This window comes from Actinomycetospora rhizophila (genome assembly GCF_042657905.1).
GTDB classification, from domain to species: Bacteria; Actinomycetota; Actinomycetes; order Mycobacteriales; family Pseudonocardiaceae; genus Actinomycetospora; species Actinomycetospora rhizophila.
In genome coordinates this window covers 81,584-98,302 of the sequence record NZ_JBHSKG010000003.1, presented here as the reverse complement: position 1 = coordinate 98,302, position 16,719 = coordinate 81,584, and the positions used below count along the sequence as shown (strand labels likewise).

Here is a 16,719-nt window from a genome sequence, read left to right as displayed (position 1 = left end):
GTCGGTGCCGGGAGTCTGCCCGAGACGGGCGGCGATCATGTGGGAAGGCCGGGCTCAGCCTGCCGGGAGCCGGAAACCGCCGGTCATGAGCTCGTAGCTCATCTCGTGCACGTCCTGGGTGGTGACGAGGTCGATGCCCCGGCGGGCGGCCTCGGCGCGGGCGGCGCCGAACGTGGCGTCGGAGTCCTCGTGCGACCGCCCGCGCGTCCAGTAGCGGATCGCGTGGCAGTGGCTGCGGGCCAGCCCGCGATCGAGGCGCAGGTGCTCCCGGATCGCCTTGACCGCGTGCCCCTCCCCCGCGACCCACGCGGCGACCCCGGCGGTGACCGCGCACCCGCGGACGGCGTCCTCGAGCGTGCCGGCCAGCGCCCGGTGGACCCAGGTGACGGGGCGCGCGAGCGCCAGCTCGTCGTCGGGCTCGGCGACCTCGACGACCGTGCGGACCTCCAGCTCGGGGGGCAGCGCCTCGTGCAGCGCGGCGATCGCCGGCAGCGCGGCCTCGTCGCCGGCGAGCAGGACCGACCGGGCGTCGGCGGGCGGGGTCCAGCCGCCGCCGGGGCCGACCACGCCCACCGGGTCCCCGGGGCGGGCGGCGCAGGCCCACCGGCCGGCCGCCGAGTCGCCGTGCAGCGCGATGTCGATGGTCATCTCGCCGCGCGCGGCGTCGAGCCGGCGCACCGTCATGCTGCGCGCGTAGGGCCGCGGGGCGTGCGCGGGCCACACGAGGCCCGACGGCCCGGCGACCGGGAGGGTGACCTCGGCCCCGGGGTCGCCGAAGAGCAGGCGGACGTGGGCGCCCGGCGCAACCGGCTCGACCGAGTGCAGCGCCTCCCCACCGAGGGTGATCCGCCGCATCCGGGGCGTGAGCTGCGACGACCCGGTCACGCGCAGGCCCGGCAGCACCGCCATCCTCGCCACGCGCTCACCTCCCGATCGCCCGAATGCGAGGAAGGCTAGCCTCACCATCCTGGATCGAGCCACCCCGGAAATCGTCCGGGGCGCCGAGCGGGACGCGGAACACGCCGACACGCCGACGGGCGCCGGCGGACACACCCGAACCGGGCACGTGATCGTGGCGGCTTTCCTGACGTTGGACGTCAGCGTGGCCGCCAGGCTGACGAACCCACGCCGACCTAGAGCCCGAAGACCTTCCGGGCGGTCTCGCCGAGGATGTTGCGCTTGGCGTGGTCGTCGAGGAACGGCAGGGAGGCGATCCGCCCGGGCACGTCGAAGTCCCAGTGCGGCCAGTCCGACGAGTACATCAGCGAGTTCGGGGCGTCGATCGCCCGCAGCGTCGCCTCGAGCAGTGCGTCGTCGGTCCACTCCATCGGCTGCGACGTGTAGTACATCTCGCGCATGTAGTGCGACGGCGGCTTCGTCAGCAGCGGGGCGTCGGACTGGCGCATGTAGTACTCGTGGTCGAGCCGCTGCATCATGAACGGCACCCAGGCCAGCCCGCTCTCGATCCAGATCGTCTTGAGCCCGGGGAACCGCTCGGGGATCCCGTTGATGACCCAGTTGGTCATGTGGGTCATGTTGCAGGTCACGAAGCTCATGGCGTGCGCCGAGAGGAAGCGGTTCATCGTCGACGTCATCGAGTCGGCCTGGTTGGGCCCGGCGTGGAAGCCGATCGGCAGCCCGCGCTCCTCGAGCATCCGGTAGAGCGGCATGTAGGCGTTGCGGTGCACGCCGGCGTGGCGCTGGCTGGTCACGAGGAACCCGATGACGCCGGGGTGGTCGGCGAACTCCTCGACGGTGGCCAGGCACGCGTCGGGGTCCTCGAACGGCAGGCCGAGCATCGTCTTCACCCGCGGCTCGCGCGGGAGGATCTGGCTGGTGAACCAGCGGTTGTAGGCCTGCAGCAGCGCGCTCGCGACCTGCGGCTGCGGGTGCAGGCCGGTCTCGAGCATCGGCTGGGGGAAGACGACCTGCAGGTCGATGCTCATCGCGTCCATCGCCCGGCGCACCAGCGTCACGTCGCGCTCGGCGCCCGACGCGGCGCCGGGGGTCTCCTCGCCCAGCGAGGCCTGGTGCGGGATGCGGCCGGAGACGTCCTGCATGGTCAGGCCGGGCGGGTGGTTGTGCAGCGCCAGGTGGGAGGCCTGCGGCCAGTTGCGCATCATCTGGTGCGCGGTGTCCTTGAGCACCGGCGAGTCCAGGTACTCGAGGATCTCCGGCCACGAGTCGAGCTCGACGTGGTGGGAGTCGACGTCGACGATGAAGTACTCGTCGAGGCCGTAGCGCTCGGTGTCGCGGCGGGCGTTCGCGAGGATCTCGCGGCTGTCGGTGTGGGTGGTGATCTCCTGCGTGGGCAGGCGACGCACCCCGTCGTCGATGGTCATGACGAGCTCCTCGAGAACCAGAGAGCGAGGTCGAACGGGTTGAGGTCGTGCGCCTTGAGGGCGGCGGTCGCGAGCACGACCGACTCGGTGGGGGTGACGTCGGTGCCCGCGAGCGGGTGGGCGTCCTCCTCGGCGGCGACGGTGTAGAGGCGCGCGGCGACCGCGACGAGGCGGCGGGCGACGTCGGGGTCGAGCGTCGCGATCGCGCCGTCACCGAGCCCGGCGTCGACCTCGGTGGTCAGCTCGTCGACCAGCGCGGCGATGCGCTCAGACCGTGACACGGATCCGCCCGCCCTCCTCGCCGACCGTCACCGGGCGCAGCGCGTAGTCGGGACGCCCGGGGTGACGTCCGGTGGTGACGTCGTACTCGAAGCCGTGCCAGGGACAGACGATGTGCATCGAGTCGTCCTCGAAGGCGAGGCCGAGGCTGCGCTGCGCGTCGTCGAGGCGCTCGCGCACCCGCGCGACGATCCGGCCCTGGCAGGCCGGCCCGCCCTGGTGCGCACAGCGGTTCTCGTAGGCGTGGAGCCGCCCGCGGAAGCGGAAGACGCCGACGGTGACGGCGTCGACCCCCTCGCCGAGGGTGACGACGAGGCGGCCGCGCTCGGCGACCTCGTCGCTCGCGCCGACGTCGTAGGTGCGGGTCGGCGGGGCCGAGCCGTCGAGCGTGGTGGTCATGGCGACCACGGTGCGCCAGGCCACAACCCTTGTAAAGTTCAGGTATGTGGGCTGATACATGAGCAATCCTGCGTATTCGCTCCGGCAGCTCACCTACTTCGTCGCGGTGGCCGAGGCGGGGACGCTGGCGGGCGCGTCGGCGACCCTGCACGTCTCGGCGTCCGCGCTCTCGCTGGCCCTCGACGAGCTCGAGCGCTCGCTCGGCGCGCAGCTCACCGTGCGCCGCCGCGCGCACGGCATCCGGCTGACCCCGGCGGGCCAGGAGACGCTGCGCCGGGCGCGCCGGCTGCTGCGCGAGGCCGGCGAGCTGGCCGACGCCGCGGCCGGCGACCCCGGCGAGGTCGCCGGCACCGTCCGCGTCGGCTGCTACACGACGCTCGCGCCCGGCCTGCTGCCCGCGGCGATCGGGCGCTTCGTCGCCCACCATCCCCGCGCGCGCGTCGAGTTCGTCGAGGGCTCGCAGGACCTGCTCGTCCGGGGCCTGCTCGAGGGCGAGCTGGACGTCGCGGTGCTCTACGACCACCGCCTCGACCCGGCCCTGGAGCTCATCCCGGTCTCGGCGAACACGCCCCACCTCGTGCTCCCCCGCGGGCACCGGCTGCTGCGCGGCACGGCGGCGGTCGCGCTGGCGGACCTGGCCGGGGAGCCGATGGTGCTGCTGGACCTGCCGCCGAGCTCGGAGCACGCGCTCGGCGTCTGCCTCGCCGCCGGCCTCTCGCCCCGCGTGCGCTACCGGACGGCGAACGCCGAGACCGCCCGGGCGCTCGTCGGGCAGGGACTGGGTTTCACCGTGCTCGCGCAGGCCGACCCGGAGGCGGGGCGGCGCGAGGAGGTGGTCGCGGTGGCGATCGCCGAGGAGCCCGCGCCGCTGCCGATCGTCCTGGCGTGGTCGGCGCAGGTGGCGCCGACCGCGACCGCGCGGGCGTTCGCCGCGGCCGTGCGGGCCTGAGTCCTGCGCGGCCGCCCGGGGATCGCCAGGATGGACGACAGACGGATCGAGGCGGGAGGGGCCACCGGTGGAGGATCTGCGGGAGGACGACTACGTCGCGGCGCACCTGCGCGACGACCTCGAGGAGGAGCCGCCGCCCTGGCCGCCGCACGAGATCGTGCCGGGGATCTGGCAGTCGGGGAGCCCGGAGCCCGGTGAGCACTGGGATGCGGTGTTCGACCTGCACGGCGCCGCGCCGCCTCTCGAGGACGTCGAGTTCTACCTGCACTGGATCATCGAGGACGGCCCGGCGCCCGACTTCACGACGCTGCGCGGGCTCGCCGACCTCGTCGACGACATGCGCAACGACGGCAAGCGGGTCCTGATCCACTGCGCGGCGGGCATCAACCGCTCGGGGCTGCTGTCGGCGGCGGCGCTGATCCGCGGCGGGCACGACCCGGACGACGCCATCGCCCTCGTGCGCCGCGCGCGGACCGGGGCGCTCAACAACCCGAACTTCGTGGATCTCCTGCACGATCCGCGCTGGGAGCCTCGCTCCGCCGATTGATACGACCGTTCGGTCGAGCATCCTACTCCGTATAGTCGTATTCTGGGTCGCCACGACCGAGGGGGCGCCCATGACGACGGTGCTGGTGGCCGACGACGACCCGGACGTCCGTGACGTCGTCGTCTTCAAGCTGCAGCAGTCGGGCTACGACGTGCTCGTCGCCGAGGACGGCGAGGCCGCGCTGAGGCTCGCCCGCAGCTCCCGGCCGGACCTCGCCGTGCTCGACGTGATGATGCCCCGGATGACCGGCCTGGACGTCTGCCGTGAACTGCGTGCCGATGCGGCCACGGCGCGGATGCCGGTGATCCTGCTGACCGCGCGGGCGCAGGAGGGCGACGTCGAGGGCGGCTTCGCCTGGGGCGCCGACGACTACCTGACCAAGCCGTTCAGCCCACGGGAGCTCGCCAGCCGGGTCCGGGCCGTCCTGGGTCGTGGCGGGCGGTGACCTCGTCGGGGCCGACCGTCGACCGGGTGGTCCTCGTGGTCGCGGTGATCGTCCTGGCGGGGGTGCTGATCGTCCTCGTCGCCGCCCTGCTCACCGGGCGGTGGTGGCAGCGCCGGGCGGCGGCACGCCGGGCGGCACGGGTCGCGCCCGTGCGTCCGTTGCTCGTGCAGGTGGCGGCCGCCGAGCCGGACGATCCTGCGACGCAGGCCGTGCTCGACCAGCTGGCCGCCCTGCCCGCCCGGACCTGGGCCGCGGTGGAGCCGCTCGTCGTGAGCCTGGTGGGCAAGCTGCGCGGGGAGGCCCGTGGCGCCCTGGTCTCGGTGCTCGAGCGCCGCGGGGCTCGGGAGCGGGCGCGGCGGGGCACGCACCGCGCCCGCCCGGGTGAGCGTGCCCGCTCCGCCCACCTGCTGGGCGTCCTCGGCGGCGCGGACGCCCTGCCCCGGCTGGTCGCACTGCTCGCCGACCGCGATCCCGAGGTGCGCGCCGTCGCGGCCCGGGCCCTGGGCCACCTGGCCGACCCGTCGGCCGCGGCTCCGCTCGTCCGGGCGCTGGCGGCGCCCGACGCGCGGCTGCCGCACCAGGAGGCCCTGTCCGCCGTGGCCCGCACCGGCATCGCGAGCCACGGCGCGCTGCTCCGCGCCGCCGACGATCTCGACCCACGGGTGCGGGCCCGCGCGGTCGAGGCATTGGGCCTGGTCGGCGCCGTCGGCGCCGCGCCGCGCCTCGTCACTGCGCTGGTCGAGGACCCGGTGGCCGAGGTGCGGCTGCGCGCCGCGCGGGCCCTCGGGCGTCTCGGCAGCCCGGTCGCGCTCGAGCCCCTCCTCGCCGCCACCGCCGGGTCGGAGCCGGCCCCGCTGCGGGCCACCGCGGCGCAGGCGCTCGGCGCCCTCGGGGCCCGGACGGCCGTCCCGGTCCTCGCCCGTCTCGTCGCCGACCCCGACCACTGGGTCGCGCACACCGCCGCGGCCGCCCTCCTCGCCGCCGGGCCCGACGGCGAGCGTGTCCTCCTCGAGCTCGCCGGCCGGCGCCCGGCCGCCGCCGCCGAGCACGCCCGGGAGGCCCTCGCCGCCGCGGGGCCCGGCCACACGACGGGAGCGCGATGACCGTCCTCGACGTCGTCTCCGTCCTGGTCGTGCTGGCCAATTGGGGCGTGCTGGCGTACTTCCTCGCGCTCAACACGAGCTATCTCGCGCTCATCGGGCTGGCCGTCGGCGAGTTCCGCCGTCACCTGCGCCGGCGGCGGTGGGCCGATCTGGACGCCGCGTACGCCGACCCGCAGACACTCGGGGTCTCGGTGGTCATGCCGGCGTACAACGAGGAGGCGACGATCGTCGAGAGCGTCCGGGCGATGCTCTCGCTGCGCCACCCCCGCTTCGAGGTCGTCGTCGTGGTCGACGGCTCCACCGACAGCACGTTCGACGTGCTGGTCCGCCGGTTCGACCTCGTCGAGGTGCCCCGCGTGGTCCCCGACGAGGTCCCGGTCCGCGGTACCGTCCTCTCCGTCCACGCCCCGGCGGCCGCGTCGCCGCTCGTGGTGGTGCGCAAGGAGAACGGCGGCAAGGCGTCGGCGAACAACGCCGGCATCAACGCCGCCCGGTACCCCCTGGTCTGCCTGGTCGACGCCGACTGCGTGCTCGACCCCGACGCGCTGCTCGCCATCGCGAAGCCCTTCGCGGACGATCCCGAGCGGGTCGTCGCCGCCGGCGGCGTCGTCCGGGCGGTCAACGACAGCCCGGTGACCGCCGGCCGGGTCACCGAGCTGAGGATGCCGCGGCGGTGGCTCGCCCGGATCCAGGTGGTGGAGTACCTGCGCGCGTTCCTGCTGGGCCGGTCCGGGTGGTCCGCCCTCGGCGCCCTGGTCGTGATCTCCGGGGCGTTCGGGCTGTTCCGCCGAGACGCGCTCGTCGAGGTGGGCGGTCTGGACATGGACACGATCGGCGAGGACGCCGAGCTGGTCGTCCGCCTGCACCGGCACCTGCGCGGGCAGCGTCGCCGGTACCGGATGGTGTTCCTGCCCGAGCCGGTCGCGTGGACCGAGGTCCCGGAGACCGCGACCGTGCTCGGCCGCCAGCGACGGCGCTGGTCCCGCGGTCTCGTCGAGACCCTGTGGCGGCACCGCGGGATGATCGGCCACCCGCGGTACGGCGCGGTCGGTCTGCTCGCGCTCCCGTTCTACGTCGTGTTCGAGCTCCTCGCGCCGGTCGTCGAGCTGATCGGACTCGTCGCGCTCGCCGCCGGTCTGCTCCTGGGCGCCGTCGACGGCACCTTCGCGGTGCTGTTCCTCCTCGTCGCGCTGGGCTACGGTCTCGCGCTGACGCTCGTCGCCCTCGTCGTCGAGGAGTTCTCCTTCCACCGGTACCGGGGGTGGCGTGACCTCGCGGTGGCGATCGGGGCCGCCGTGGTCGAGAACGTCGGGTACCGGCAGGCGACGGCGTGGTGGCGACTGCGCGGTCTCGTCGAGGCGGTACTGCGCCGCCGCGCGGTGTGGGGCCAGATGACCCGGGTGGGCTTCGCGGCCGCGGACCAGCCGGCCCCGTCGACCGCCGGCCCGGTCCCCGCCGCCGGGCCCGTCCTCGGCCCGTCGGAGGTGGTGCCCGATGCCCGCTGACGTCCGCGACCGCGACGCGCTGCTCGCGCCCTACGACGTCGACGGCGTCGTCGACGAGCCCGAGCTGCGGTCGGTCGCCGAGCTCGCCCGCCACGTCTGCGACGTGCCCTACGCGGTGGTCAACCTCATCAGCGAGCACTTCCAGCACCAGGTGGCCGCGGTCGGCATCGCCCCCGCCGTCTGTGCCCGCGAGGACTCGATGTGCTCGGTGTCGATCACAACGTCGGAGCCCGTGGTGGTGCCCGACGCCCGCGAGGACCCGCGCTTCGCCGACAACCCGTTCGTCACGGGGCGGCTGGCCGACGTCCGCTTCTACGCCGCCGGCCAGCTGCGGACCGCGTCGGGCGCGGTGCTCGGCACCCTTTGCGTGTTCGACGGCGTCCGGCGCGACCTCGCCCCCGCCCAGCGGCGCGGGCTCGACCTGCTCGCCGGGCAGGCGGTCGCGGCGCTGGAACTGCGCCGAGCAGGCCGCGAGCTCGCCACCACCGTGCGCGAGCTCGAGGAGGCCCGGGCCGAGCTCGCGCGCTCGAACAGCGACCTCGCCGCCTTCGCCGGCCAGGTGAGCCACGACCTGCGCAACCCGCTCGCCGGGGTCACCGGGTTCCTCGAACTGCTCGCCGACCGGCCCGCGGTCGCCGCCGACGGCACCGCACACGGGCACGTCGAGCGGGCCCTGGCGGGGGCGGCGCGGATGCGCGACCTCGTCGACGACCTGCTCGCCTACGCGCGGGTCGGCGGGGGCCTCCGGCCGGAGCGCGTCGACCTGGCGGTGCTCCTGGACGACGTGCTCGACGACCTCGCGCCCACCGGCGCGCTCGACGGGTTCGACGTGCGCGGCGACCCGCTGCCCGTCGTGCGCGGCGACGCGGTCCAGCTGCGCGCGGTGCTCCAGAACGTCGTCACCAACGCCCTGCGCTTCGCCCGGCCCGACCGGCGCCTCCTCCTGCGCCTGCGCGCGCAGGCCCGCGACGAGCGGTGGCTGATCGAGATCGCGGACAACGGCCGCGGCATCCCGACGGCCCAGCGGGAGGAGGCGTTCACGCTGCTGCGCCAGGTCCACGACCACGGCACCGTCCCCGGCGGCTCCGGCATCGGGCTGGCGACCTGCCGGCGCATCGTGGCCGCGCACGGCGGCACGATCGGGATCGGCGACGGCGTCGACGGCGGCATCGCCGTCTGGTTCACGCTGCCGGCCGCCTGACCCCGTGCGCCCCCTCGTCCTCCTGCTCGGCGCCCTGGTCCTGCTCACGCCGGCCACGGCGTGCGACGGTGGGGCGGTGATCCACGCATCCGGCGTCCCGGGGTTCGTCGACGAGTTCGACGGGATCGACGGGCTCGACGAGGCCCGGTGGGAGCGCACCGCGCACGACCTGGGTCGCAGCCGGCTCGACCCGGCCCGGGTCGGGGTGGCGGGCGGGGCGCTGAGCCTCCGGCTGTCCCCGGGCAGCACGGACGGCGCCGAGCTGCGCACGCGGGCACTGCTCGGCGACGGCACGTTCCGCGCCCGCCTGCGCGCCCCCGACGCACCCGACTCCCTGACCGGGTTCTTCCTCTACGCGGCGCCGGACGGTGCCCACGAGATCGACGTCGAGCTGTTCGGCGACCCGGCCGGGAGGGTGAAGTTCACGACCTGGGCCGGCGGTGACCAGACCCACAGCGTGGACCGGGACCTGGGCTTCGATCCCACGGCAGGGGCGCACGACTACGAGATCACCCGACGCGCCGGGGTGGTCGCGTTCCGGGTGGACGGCCGCGCGCTCGTGACCTGGTCCGACGGCGTCCCGCGGGAGCCGCTGCACCTGTACCTCAACGCCTGGTTCCCGCGCTGGCTGGGCGGCAGCCCACCCCGGACACCGCAGGCCACCGTCGTCGAGCGCGTCGAGGTCCTGCCCGACTGACGGGCGTCGCCCGGTCAGGGGTGGTCGTGGACCGGCGTGGTGCGGGGCCCGAGCGCGTCCAGCTCCTCGAACAGGGCCAGGAGCTCTCCCACGTCGGTGGGCCCCAGGCGCTGCTGGGACCCGATCAGGACGGCGAGGGCCAGGTCGGCCAGGCGGCCGGCGCGCTGCTCGTCGGTACCCGCGGCGACGAGGGCGTCGAGGACGACGCGCCGTCGCTGCTCGTCGACCCGCTCCTGCACGACGGCCACGCGCGCGTCGCCGTGCGCCCAGGAACGGATCGCGGTCTCGGCCTCGTGCGGAAAGGTCAGCGCGAGGTGTTTCAGCACGTCGAGGCGGCCCTCGGGGTCGGGCTCGCGGCCCGCGATCTCGGCGAGGCGGCGCGTGTCGACGGTCTCCCAGTGCTCGAGCAGCGCGTCGACGAAGCCGTCCCAGCCGCCGAAGTGGTGGTAGAAGGACCCGCTCGTCACGCCGACGGCCCGGCACAGCGCGGCCAGACGCAGCCCGGAGCGACCCTGCCGGGCGAGCAGGGTCATCGCGGCGTCGAAGAAGCCCTCGCGGCTGGTCACCGTCACGTCACCACCCCCTCGCCGGCGAACGTAGCAGCTCCTATGTTCCCGGCGAGCGCGCAGCGACGGCCCGCTCAGACCGTGGTGCGGTGCGGCAGGTCGATACCGTCGGTGTAGTGCTCGGCGGCCGCCCGCAGCCACAGCGCCCGGCGCTCCTCGGCGTCGGGCTCCGGGAAGCGCTCGCAGACCCGCGCGCGCCCCGGCGTCGCCTCCTCGCACGGGCCCCAGACCTCGGCGTACTCGTAGGTCCCGGCGGCGGTGAGGGCGTGGGCCAGCAGCACCGCGTCGTCGTGGTTCTCGCTCCAGCCGACGCTGCGCCACCCGTCGACGTCGGGGCGGTGGCCGGGCGGGTCGGCCCACCCCCGGACCTCCCAGTCCAGGGCGGCGTGCTCATGGCGACGGCGGTCGGACAACGGACGCTCGCTCACGGCGATCACGCTCCTCGCAGCTCGGCGACGGAGGCGGCCCGGCCGCCGCGGGGTGCGGCGCGGATCGGGTCGTCGGTGCCCGGAATACACCTCTCGGCCCCCTCCCGTCGAGCCGACGAACCGGTCCAACCGGGCGCCGCGGGATGGAGGGGCAGGAGGCGCAGACGATCGTGACCTGGACGTGACCTCGGGTGCCGGGTCAGGGACCGCCGAGGTGGGCCACGGCCGCGGGGAGGTCGACGACGTCGGCGTACTTGGCGTCGAGGTCGGCGAGGTTCTGCTCGTGCAGCGCGGCGGTGCGGTCGGCGCAGGCGTCCCGCACGACGATCGGGCGGAACCCGGCCGCCGAGGCGTCGGTGGCGGTGGCCCGCACGCACCCCGACGTCGACACCCCGGCGACGACGACCGTGTCGACGCCGCGGGCGCGCAGGGTCCCGGCGAGCGACGTGCCCGCGAACGACGACGCGTGCTGCTTGGCGACGACCGGCTCGCCGTCGCGCGGGGCCAGCGCCAGCTCGCCCCACCCGCCCGGCGCGCCCTCGGCGAAGCACGCCAGCGAGGGCACCTTCGCCGCGAAGAACCCCGCGTCGCCCATGTCGGGGGCGAACCGGACGACGGTCCAGAGCACCGGCACATCGGCCGACCGGGCCGCCGCGACCAGCTGGTCCGCCGGCCCGAGCACGTCGGCCGAGCCCAGCCAGAACGGGCCGTCGGGCTCGACGTAGGCGCGGACGAGGTCGACGACGACCAGCGCGGGCCGCCCACCCCACCCCACGCGTCCCGCGAACGGGGCCCCGTGCGGATTGCTCATCTCTCCTCCACCATCACCGCGCGCGCGTTGCCGAGGTGGCAGCGCATCACCGCACCCGCCCAGTCGCCGTCGCCCGCGCGCAGGGCCGCCACGATCTCCGCGTGGTGGGCGAGGCTGCGCGCCAGCGAGTACGGGTCGTAGGTGCGGAAGGTCCGGGTCACGACCGGCGTGTGCACGACGTTCGCCAGCGCCGCCGCGAGTGCGGGCGCGCGGGCGAGCGCGAGCAGGCGGGCGTGGAAGTCGCGGTTGAGGTCGACCAGCGCGTCGAGGTCCTGCTCCGGGCCGGGGGCGCCGATCGCGAGCATGGCCGCGGCGAGCGCGTCGAGGTCGTCCAGGTCGGCCGGCGTGGCGTGGGCGGCGGCGCGCGCGGTCGCCCGCGGCTCGAGGGCGAGGCGCACGTCGAAGATGCCGTCGAGGTCCTCGCGCGAGAACCGCGTGACGCGCGCGCCGCGGTGGGCCTCGAGCTCGACGAGCCCCTCGGCGGCGAGGCGCGTGAGGGCCTCGCGCACGGGGGTCCGCGAGAGGCCGAGGCGCTCGGCGATCTCGACCTCGCCGAGGTGCGCGCCCGCGGCCAGGTCCCCGGCGAGGATGGCCTCGCGCAGGTCGGCGAGGGCGCGCTCCGAGGCACGGCCCCCGCGCTGCTCCGCTCTCGTCACCACGCCTCCCGGTGTTGTACGCAACGTAGGGTGCGCCGCGGAGCCCGACAAGGCACGATCGCCCACAGCCGTCCGCCGTTGTGCACAAGGAGCCGTGCCGTGGGAGATCTGCTGAGCCGTCCCGGCAACCGCCGCGTCCGCCTGCGCGAGCTGCTCGACGCCGGGCGCCCGGTGCTCGCGCCCGGGGCGTTCGACGCCCACTCCGCGCGACTGGTGGAGCAGGCCGGGTTCGACGTCGCCTACATGACCGGCTTCGGCACCACCGCCTCGCTGCTCGGCCGCCCCGACATCGGGCTGCTCGGCCAGGCCGAGATGGTCGACAACGCGCGCCGGATGGCCGCCGCGATCGACATCCCGCTCATCGCCGACGCCGACACCGGCTACGGCAACCCGATCAACGTGATCCGCACAATCCGCGAGTACGAGCAGGCCGGGGTGGCCGGGCTCCACATCGAGGACCAGGTGATGCCCAAGCGCTGCGGGCACCTCGCGGGCAAGGTCGTCGTCCCGGTCGAGGACATGGAGGCCAAGATCCGCGCGGCCGTCCAGGCCCGCAACGACCCCGACATGGTGCTCATCGCCCGCACCGACGTCGCCGCGGTCGAGGGCCTCGACGCCGCGATCGAGCGGGCCAAGCGGTTCGCCGACGCCGGCGCCGACATCCTGTTCGTCGAGGCGCCGACCTCCGAGGAGGCCATCGAGACGGTCGCGACCGCGCTCAAGGGCCACCGCCTGCTGTTCAACTGGGCCGAGGGCGGGCGCACGCCCCCGCTGTCCCACGAGCGCCTCGCCGAGCTCGGGTTCTCGCTCGTGCTCTTCCCGGTCTCGACGCTGCTGGCCGCCGACACCGCGATGCGCGCGGTGCTCGCCCGCCTGCGCGAGGACGGCACCCCGGCCGCGGTGCTCGACGAGATCGGCGGGCTGGACGCCTTCGCCGCCCGCGAGGGCCTCGAGGAGATCCGCGACCTGGAGCAGCGCTTCACGACCTGAGCTACCGGCCCCCGTCGCGGCGCCAGCGGTCTCCGTCAAGGTGGTCGAGGCCCAGCGCCTCGGCCGCCTCGTGGGCCTCGGGCGAGCGCGCGACGAGCAGGGCCATCCACAGCGGGTACTGCTCCTGCTGGCGCAGCGACACCTCGTGCTGGCCGGCGATGAGCATCCCGGGCTTGGGCAGGCGGCACCAGCAGCGGGCGTGGTCGGGCATGGTCGCGTCGGGGTGGTGCGGGCAGTGCACGACGTGGTCGAGCAGGTTGGCCGCGCGCTCGCGGACCGTCCACAACGTGCGGACCGCGGTCTGCTCGTCGGTCTCCCCCAGCGCGACGCCGCCCTGCTGGCTGAAGCCGATGATCCGGCCGCCGGCGCCCTTCCACAGGCGCAGGCGCTCGACGGCGTCCGGGAACACCTCGATGTCGAACGGACCGCGCCACGGGCGCCCGAGGTCGTCGGGCGTCTTGCGCAGCACGCCCTCGACCTCGACGAACAGCAGCGGCACCGCGGGCCGCGACGGCAGCGTCATGACCCGGCGATGCTAGTGGAGCAGCTGCTCCATCGTGGTGATCTCGACCGACTGCGACGCGACGGTCGTCTGCGCGAAGCGGCGCAGGGTCTCGTCGGTGCCGGCGTACCCGCGCGCCATCGTCACCGCCCCCTCGTGGTGGCGGATCATCGTCTCGAGCCACCGCCGCTCGAACGCCGGGCCGTGCAGGGTCGGCAGCGTCGCCAGGGTCGCGGGGTCGGCCATGCCGGGCATGGCCCCGTGCATCCCGTCGTGGGCCCCGACCGGCAGGGACCGCGCCCGCGCCAGCCCCTGCATCTGGCCGATCTCCTCGACCTGCTCGCGGTCGATGCGCAGCGCGACCGCCGCCAGACCCGGCGACGCGCCCCGCCCGCCGACCATCGCCGTGAGCTCGAGCGCCTGCTCGTGGTGCGGGATCATCGAGGACAGGAACGCGGCGTCGACCGCGGCGGGATCGGGAGCGGGGGCGGGGGCGGGCGGCGCGCCGGAGCACCCCGCCACGGCGGCGGCCAGCAGCACGGCGGCGAGCACACGGATCATCGACGACGATCGTCGCCGACGCCGCGTGTCGCCGCCGTGCGGGCGCGGGGCTACCGCAGGGCCCGCCGGAGGAGCTTCCCCGTGACCGTCTTGGGGATCTCGTCCATCAGCTCGACCTGGCGCGGGTACTTGTACGCCGACATCCGTTCCTTGCAGAACGCGATGAGCTCGTCGGGCTCGACCTGCTGGCCCGGGCGCACGGACACGAACGCCTTGACCGTCTCGCCGCGGTACTCGTCGGGGACGCCGACCACCGCCGCCTCGCGGACCGCGGGGTGCTCGTAGAGCACGTCCTCGACCTCGCGCGGCCAGACCTTGTACCCGCCGGCGTTGATCTGGTCCTTCTTGCGGTCGACGACGTAGAACCAGCCCTGGTCGTCCATGTAGCCGACGTCGCCGGTCTTGAGCTCGACGGACCCGTCCGGGGCGCGCAGGGCGTTCTGCGTCTCCTCGGGCTTGTTCCAGTAGCCGGGCACCACCTGCGGCCCGCGGGTGACGATCTCACCCACCTCGCCGACGTCGGCGTCGGTGCCGTCGTCGCGCACGATCCGCACGACGGTCGAGAAGATCGGCACCCCGACCGAGAGCGCGCCCGACGCGGTGTCCACCGGCGCGTCGGCCTCGCGGGGCACGCCGTGCGAGGGCGAGCTGGTCTCGGTGAGCCCGTAGAAGTTGTGGATGTAGAGCCCGAACTGGTCGGAGAACGCCTTGATCGTCGACGGCGGGATCGGCGCCCCGCCCGAGTAGAGCCGGGTCATCGACGCGAGGTCGTCGCGCTGGGCGCCCTCGGCGTTCATCAGCGCGATGAACACGGTGATCGAGCCGATCGAGAACGTCGGGCGGTGCTCGCGGATCGCGTCGAGCACCACCTGGGGCTCGAAGCGGTAGGCGAGCACCAGCGGGATCGGGACGAGCAGGGCGATCGCCATGTGCCCGATGACGCCGGTGATGTGGAACAGCGGGGCCACGCCGAGGACCGAGTCCTGCGGCCCCAGCTGGATCCAGTCCCGGTAGGTCTGCGCGTTGAACACCACGTTGCGGTGGGTGTTCATCGCGCCCTTCGGCGGGCCGGTGGTCCCCGAGGTGTAGCCGAGGAAGGCGACGTCGTCGGGCCCCAGCTCGACCGGCTCGGGCTTCCGGTCGCCCACCGACTCCAGCACCTCGGACAGGTCCTCGGTGCCCTCGTGGCGCGTGCGCTCCAGTCCCTTGAACAGGCGCTCGTCGTGGCGGGTCTGGTACTCCAGCGGCGAGGTCGTCCACGCGATGCGCAGCGACGGGATCGTCGGGACGACCTCGGCGGCGACCTGCCCGAAGAGGTCCTCCTCGGCGAGCAGCGCGGTCGCCTCGCAGTCCAGGAGCAGGGTCGTCAGCTCGCGGGTCCGGCTCATCGGGTTGATCGACACGACGATGCCGCCGGCCTTCCACGTCCCGATGACGGCGATCAGCACCTGCGGGATGTTCTGCAGGTAGGTCGCGAGGCGGTGGCCCTTGTCGAAGCCGCGGTCGGCGAGCGCGACCGCGAACCGGTCGGAGAGCCGGTCGAGCTCGCGCAGGGTGATCGTGCCGTCGAAGTAGCGCACGATCTCGGTGTCCGGCGACCGCTCGAGGGCGGCCGAGAACATCGCCAGCGCGCTCGGGTACTCGGGCTCGATGTCGGCGGGGTAGTCGCTGCGGTAGCGCGCCAGCCAGGGACGCTCGTCGTACGTCCCCATCAGCGGATCACCACGGGGTTCACCGGCGAGCCCGTCGCCTCGTGGATCTTCAGCGGCGCGGCGGTGTAGAGGAAGTCCCAGCGCCCGTCGGCGGCGCACGCGTCGGCGAGGTCGTCCAGCCAGATGATCTCGGCGAGGCTGATGCCGAGGTTGCGCAGCAGCGAGGCGTGCAGGGGCAGGAGCACGCCGCTCTCCGGGTCGGCGGTGACCTCGTTCGCGATCGTGTCGGTGACGAGGTTGGGGATCTCCTTGTTCTGGAACCACTCCACGAGCTCGCGGGAGTAGGTCAGCCCGGGCTCGATGAAGCCCTCGTAGAACTCGTCCGCGGGCGTGGCGTAGAAGTACTTGAGGAACCCGGTGCGGACCAGCAGGATGTCGCGGTCCTCGATGGTGACGCCCTGCGCCGCCGCGGCGTCCTCGAGGTCGGTGTGGGTGAAGGTCTCGCCCTTGTCCAGCCAGTCCTTGCCGCGGTGGCGGGCCATGTCGACGAGCACGCCGCGCCCGACGATGCCCCGCTCCGCGATCGGCAGGATCGACGCCCAGCTCATGCCGCCGCCGTTGGTGGTGTCCGCGTGGCGCCCGTTCCAGAGCGTGTCGTCGTACCAGGCGTGCCCGAGCGCGTCGTACTGCGAGGAGCCCTGCAGGAAGATCTCGGCCTTGTCGTCGGTGGCGCGGATGCCGCCCGGGAAGCTCGGGCCCTGTCCGGACTCGAAGACGTCGTGGTCCCAGACCATCTCGCGCTTGATCCCCTCCCGGCCCGGGAACACCGGGTCGCCGTGGGGGTGGCCCATCGGGCACTGGAGCGTGACGACCTGCCCGCTCTTCACGCTCGCCACCCCGCGCAGGACCTGGGCGGCGTCGAGGTAGTTCAGGGAGCCGACCTCGTCGTCGTCCCCCCACTTCCCCCAGTTCTGCGGGGGATGGTCGCCCAGCAGTTCCCGCATGGACGGGACGTCGGCCATGAGCTCCTCCTCGAGATCACCGTGAGGTGGCCCACGGTGCCCCCTCGCCCGGCGACCGACAAGG

Annotated in this window: 20 protein-coding genes; 8 read left to right on the top strand and 12 right to left on the bottom strand. The window is 74.5% G+C overall.

Translation table 11 applies throughout. The features are described from left to right. Nucleotides 1-54: 54 nt before the first annotated feature. The 4 genes from ACFPK1_RS07930 to ACFPK1_RS07915 all read right to left on the bottom strand — a co-directional run bounded on the left by ACFPK1_RS07930 (nt 55) and on the right by ACFPK1_RS07915 (nt 3,080). Entirely contained in the window at nt 55-909 is an 855-nt protein-coding gene (locus tag ACFPK1_RS07930) for a siderophore-interacting protein (RefSeq protein ID WP_378020641.1), read from the bottom strand. Between the two features lie 224 nt (nt 910-1,133). Then, on the bottom strand, nt 1,134-2,342 hold the full coding sequence (locus ACFPK1_RS07925) for an amidohydrolase family protein (RefSeq protein WP_378020380.1): 1,209 nt from the start codon (nt 2,340-2,342) through the stop codon (nt 1,134-1,136). Beyond that, nucleotides 2,339-2,623, bottom strand: coding sequence for a hypothetical protein (locus ACFPK1_RS07920; protein WP_378020379.1), 285 nt, complete (start codon nt 2,621-2,623; stop codon nt 2,339-2,341). The genes ACFPK1_RS07925 and ACFPK1_RS07920 overlap by 4 nt, the downstream gene beginning before the upstream one ends. Further along, nucleotides 2,610-3,080 (bottom strand): Rieske (2Fe-2S) protein, encoded by a 471-nt coding sequence (locus tag ACFPK1_RS07915; RefSeq protein WP_378020378.1) that lies wholly within the window; start codon nt 3,078-3,080, stop codon nt 2,610-2,612. The genes ACFPK1_RS07920 and ACFPK1_RS07915 overlap by 14 nt, the downstream gene beginning before the upstream one ends. Here ACFPK1_RS07915 and ACFPK1_RS07910 point away from each other — a divergent pair. The 7 genes from ACFPK1_RS07910 (at nt 3,079) to ACFPK1_RS07880 (ending at nt 9,467) form a co-directional block, all read left to right on the top strand. Then, nucleotides 3,079-3,969 carry a LysR substrate-binding domain-containing protein gene (locus tag ACFPK1_RS07910; protein WP_378020377.1) on the top strand — a complete coding sequence of 297 codons (891 nt, stop codon included), beginning with the start codon at nt 3,079-3,081 and terminating at the stop codon, nt 3,967-3,969. The genes ACFPK1_RS07915 and ACFPK1_RS07910 overlap by 2 nt on opposite strands. 67 nt (nt 3,970-4,036) lie before the next feature. Next, nucleotides 4,037-4,516, top strand: a complete 480-nt coding sequence (locus ACFPK1_RS07905) for a protein-tyrosine phosphatase family protein (protein WP_378020376.1) — start codon at nt 4,037-4,039, stop codon at nt 4,514-4,516. A gap of 70 nt (nt 4,517-4,586) precedes the next feature. Beyond that, nucleotides 4,587-4,961: a response regulator transcription factor gene (locus tag ACFPK1_RS07900; protein WP_378020375.1), complete on the top strand. Its 375-nt coding sequence runs from the start codon at nt 4,587-4,589 to the stop codon at nt 4,959-4,961. Nucleotides 4,962-4,987: 26 nt separating this feature from the next. Then, nucleotides 4,988-6,064, top strand: coding sequence for a HEAT repeat domain-containing protein (locus ACFPK1_RS07895; protein ID WP_378020374.1), 1,077 nt, complete (start codon nt 4,988-4,990; stop codon nt 6,062-6,064). Further along, nucleotides 6,061-7,569 carry a glycosyltransferase family 2 protein gene (locus ACFPK1_RS07890; protein WP_378020373.1) on the top strand — a complete coding sequence of 503 codons (1,509 nt, stop codon included), beginning with the start codon at nt 6,061-6,063 and terminating at the stop codon, nt 7,567-7,569. Before ACFPK1_RS07895 ends, ACFPK1_RS07890 begins: the two co-directional genes overlap by 4 nt. After that, nucleotides 7,559-8,770, top strand: a complete 1,212-nt coding sequence (locus tag ACFPK1_RS07885; RefSeq protein ID WP_378020372.1) for a sensor histidine kinase — start codon at nt 7,559-7,561, stop codon at nt 8,768-8,770. Before ACFPK1_RS07890 ends, ACFPK1_RS07885 begins: the two co-directional genes overlap by 11 nt. 4 nt (nt 8,771-8,774) lie before the next feature. After that, nucleotides 8,775-9,467, top strand: coding sequence for a glycoside hydrolase family 16 protein (locus ACFPK1_RS07880; RefSeq protein ID WP_378020371.1), 693 nt, complete (start codon nt 8,775-8,777; stop codon nt 9,465-9,467). A 14-nt stretch (nt 9,468-9,481) separates the two neighbouring features. Here ACFPK1_RS07880 and ACFPK1_RS07875 read toward each other — a convergent pair whose 3' ends face one another. The 4 genes from ACFPK1_RS07875 to ACFPK1_RS07860 all read right to left on the bottom strand — a co-directional run bounded on the left by ACFPK1_RS07875 (nt 9,482) and on the right by ACFPK1_RS07860 (nt 11,928). Further along, nucleotides 9,482-10,039, bottom strand: a complete 558-nt coding sequence (locus ACFPK1_RS07875; RefSeq protein ID WP_378020370.1) for a TetR/AcrR family transcriptional regulator — start codon at nt 10,037-10,039, stop codon at nt 9,482-9,484. Nucleotides 10,040-10,107: 68 nt separating this feature from the next. Further along, nucleotides 10,108-10,461, bottom strand: a complete 354-nt coding sequence (locus tag ACFPK1_RS07870; RefSeq protein ID WP_378020369.1) for a hypothetical protein — start codon at nt 10,459-10,461, stop codon at nt 10,108-10,110. Between the two features lie 199 nt (nt 10,462-10,660). Further along, nucleotides 10,661-11,272, bottom strand: coding sequence for an isochorismatase family protein (locus tag ACFPK1_RS07865; protein WP_378020368.1), 612 nt, complete (start codon nt 11,270-11,272; stop codon nt 10,661-10,663). Further along, nucleotides 11,269-11,928: a GntR family transcriptional regulator gene (locus ACFPK1_RS07860; protein ID WP_378020367.1), complete on the bottom strand. Its 660-nt coding sequence runs from the start codon at nt 11,926-11,928 to the stop codon at nt 11,269-11,271. Before ACFPK1_RS07860 ends, ACFPK1_RS07865 begins: the two co-directional genes overlap by 4 nt. A 99-nt stretch (nt 11,929-12,027) precedes the next feature. Between ACFPK1_RS07860 and ACFPK1_RS07855 the strand changes: the two genes are divergently transcribed. Beyond that, a complete protein-coding gene (locus tag ACFPK1_RS07855) occupies nt 12,028-12,918 on the top strand; it encodes an isocitrate lyase/PEP mutase family protein (protein ID WP_378020366.1) in 891 nt (296 codons plus the stop codon). A gap of 1 nt (nt 12,919) precedes the next feature. Here ACFPK1_RS07855 and ACFPK1_RS07850 read toward each other — a convergent pair whose 3' ends face one another. The 4 genes from ACFPK1_RS07850 to ACFPK1_RS07835 are packed head-to-tail and all read right to left on the bottom strand — an operon-like array spanning nt 12,920 to nt 16,655. After that, the gene (locus ACFPK1_RS07850) at nt 12,920-13,441 is read right to left on the bottom strand and encodes an HAD family hydrolase (protein ID WP_378020365.1); all 522 of its coding nucleotides are present in this window, start codon (nt 13,439-13,441) and stop codon (nt 12,920-12,922) included. A gap of 12 nt (nt 13,442-13,453) precedes the next feature. Then, on the bottom strand, nt 13,454-13,981 hold the full coding sequence (locus tag ACFPK1_RS07845) for a DUF305 domain-containing protein (protein ID WP_378020364.1): 528 nt from the start codon (nt 13,979-13,981) through the stop codon (nt 13,454-13,456). A gap of 50 nt (nt 13,982-14,031) precedes the next feature. Next, nucleotides 14,032-15,693: a class I adenylate-forming enzyme family protein gene (locus ACFPK1_RS07840; RefSeq protein WP_378020363.1), complete on the bottom strand. Its 1,662-nt coding sequence runs from the start codon at nt 15,691-15,693 to the stop codon at nt 14,032-14,034. Next, nucleotides 15,693-16,655 carry a cyclase family protein gene (locus ACFPK1_RS07835; RefSeq protein WP_378020362.1) on the bottom strand — a complete coding sequence of 321 codons (963 nt, stop codon included), beginning with the start codon at nt 16,653-16,655 and terminating at the stop codon, nt 15,693-15,695. The genes ACFPK1_RS07840 and ACFPK1_RS07835 overlap by 1 nt, the downstream gene beginning before the upstream one ends. Between the last annotated feature and the right edge of the window lie 64 nt (nt 16,656-16,719).